Raw genomic sequence first — 2,851 nt, 5'->3', positions numbered from 1 at the left:
TGGCCGATGAGGTGGTCGGGGGTGAGTCCGTAGGAGGTGATGAGGTGGTAGAGGGCGGTTTGGAGGGTGAAGAGGGCGGGTTGGGCGTGGCGGGTTTGGTGGAGGAGGGCTGCTTCGGGGGTGTCGGGGTGGGCGAAGATGATGTCGCGTAGGGCGGGGGTGTCGGGGGTGCGGGTCTGGTCGAAGTGGGTGCAGACGGTGTCGAGGGTTTCGGCGAAGACGGGGAAGGTGTCGTAGAGCTCGCGTCCCATGCCGGCCCATTGCGAACCCTGACCCGAGAACACGAAGGCGGTCTCGCCCCGCGTACGCGACACCGCACCCGTGACCACCGACGCCGACTCCTGCCCTTCGGCGAGGGACCGCAGACCCGAGACCAGGTCCTCACGTCCGGTGCCCAGGACCACCGCCCTGCGCTCCAACTGAGCCCGGCTGGTGGCGAGTGCGTGCGCGACCTCGGCGAGGTCGATCTCGGGGTTCCGCTCGATGTGGTCGAGAAGCCGCCCGGCCTGACCCGCCAGCGCCTGCTCCGACCTGCCGGACAGCAGCAACGGCGCGACCGGCAGCGGGGCATCCGACGGCTCCACGACCGGGACAGCGGCCGGCTCGCTCTCCGGGGCCTGCTCGATGATGACGTGGGCGTTGGTCCCGCTGATGCCGAAGGAGGAGACTCCGGCCCGCCGCGGCCGATCACCCTCGACCGGCCAGGGCCGCTGTTCGGTGAGCAGCTCGACCGCTCCGGATTCCCAGTCGACGATGGGCGTGGGTTCGTCGACGTGCAGGGTGCGCGGCAGCACGCCGTGGCGCATGGCCTGCACCATCTTGATGACACCGCCCACACCGGCGGCGGCCTGGGTGTGCCCGATGTTCGACTTCAACGACCCCAGCCACAGCGGCCGGTCCGCCTCCCGTCCTTGTCCGTAGGTGGCGAGGAGGGCCTGGGCTTCGATGGGGTCGCCGAGGCGGGTGCCGGTGCCGTGTGCTTCGACGGCGTCGATGTCGTCGGTGGTGAGGCCCGCGTTGGTGAGGGCCTGGTGGATGACGCGCTCCTGCGCCGGACCGCTGGGTGCGGTCAGGCCGTTGGAGGCGCCGTCCTGATTGATGGCCGATCCTCGCAGGACGGCGAGGACGCGGTGTCCGTTGCGTCGTGCGTCGGAGAGGCGCTCGACGAGCAGCAGGCCGACACCCTCCGACCAGCCCGTACCGTCCGCCGACCCGGCGAACGCCTTGCACCGGCCGTCCGGCGCCAGGCCGCGCTGCCTCGAGAACTCGACGAAGCCCATCGGCGTCGCCATCACCGCCACACCGCCGGCCAGCGCCAGATCGCAGTCACCCGCACGCAGGGCCGTGGCGGCCTGGTGCAGCGCGACCAGCGAGGACGAGCAGGCCGTGTCCACGCTGACCGCCGGTCCCTCGAAGCCGAAGCTGTAGGCGATGCGGCCGGAGGCGACGCTGCCCGAGTTGCCGCTCAGCAGGAAGCCCTCCAGGTCCTCGGGGATGTCGCGGACCCGGCTCGCGTAGTCGTGGTGCATGACACCGGTGAACACGCCGGTCTGGCTGCCCCGGTACGCGGTGGGGTCGAGGCCCGCGTCCTCCATCGCCTCCCAGGCCGTCTCCAGGAGCAGCCGCTGCTGGGGGTCGGTGGCCAGCGCCTCGCGCGGTGACATGCCGAAGAAGGCGGGGTCGAAGTGGTCGGCGTCCTGAAGGAATCCGCCGTTGCGGGTGTACGTCTTGCCGATCTGCTCGGGGTCGGGGTCGTACAGGTTCTCCAGGTCCCAGCCCCGGTCCTCGGGGAACTCCCCGACCGCGTCCACGCCGTCCGCGACCAGCTGCCACAGGTCGTCCGGCGAGGTCACCCCGCCGGGGAAGCGGCAGGCCATGCCCACGATCGCGATCGGCTCCGTGCCTGCCTGTTCCGCGGCGACGGCCCGCCTGGCGACGGCCGCCGGCCGCGCCGCCTGCGGTGACTGCGAGACCTCGGCCGACAGATGGGCGGCCAGGGCGGCAGGGGTCGGGTGGTCGAAGATCAGAGTTGCCGGCAGCCGAAGCCCGGTGGCGCCGTTGAGCCGGTTGCGCAGTTCCACGGCGGTCAGCGAGTCGAAGCCCAACAGCTTGAACGCCCGCTCGGGGTCGATGCCTTCGAGGTCCGTGAACCCGAGCACATCGGCGACATGCCCACGTACGAGATCGATGAGCGCACGCTCGCGCTGGCTCGCGGTCATGCCCGCCAGACGCTCGGCCAGCGGTGACGCGCCGTGGTTTCCGGCGCTCGCCGCCGTGCGCCGGCGTGCGGCGGGGGCCAGGCCTCGCAGCAGCGGCAGCGGTTCGGTGTTCTGCCGCCGCAGCGCGGCGGTGTCGAGGCGCGTGGCGGCGAGGACGGCGTCGTCGATGTGCAGGGCGGCGTCGAACAGCGCCATGCCGTCGTCGTCGGACAGCGGCATCAGACCCGAGCGCGCCATGCGCTTGAGGTCGACCTCCTCCAGATGGCTGCTGCCGGCGCTCGTCGACTCCCACAGGCCCCAGCCCAGCGAGACGGCCGGGAGGCCCTGACTCCGCCGGTGTTCGGCGAGGGCGTCGAGGAAGGTGTTTCCGGCCGCGTAGTTGGCCTGACCGGCCGTCCCCAGAAGCCCGGCGAGGGAGGAGTAGAGCACGAACGCGTCGAGGCCGAGGTCACGGGTGAGCTCGTGCAGGTGCCATGCGGCGTCGACCTTCGGCCGCAGCACGGCCTCCAGGCGCTCGGGAGTGATCGCGTGCAGGATGCCGTCGTCGGTGATGCCTGCGGTGTGGACGACGGCGGTCAGGGGGCGGTCCTCGGGCACGTTCTTGAGGGCCTGTGCGAGGGCGGTGCGGTCGG

1 protein-coding gene is annotated in these 2,851 nt (G+C 71.8%); it reads right to left on the bottom strand.

The window, feature by feature from the left end; all coding sequences use genetic code 11:
• On the bottom strand, nt 1-2,851 hold a 2,851-nt coding region (locus ACZ3OF_RS35890), incomplete at both ends, for a type I polyketide synthase (protein WP_467309054.1).

It is taken from the genome of Streptomyces sp. NPDC022552, assembly GCF_055561875.1.
This window is presented reverse-complemented; position numbering and strand designations above follow the sequence as displayed.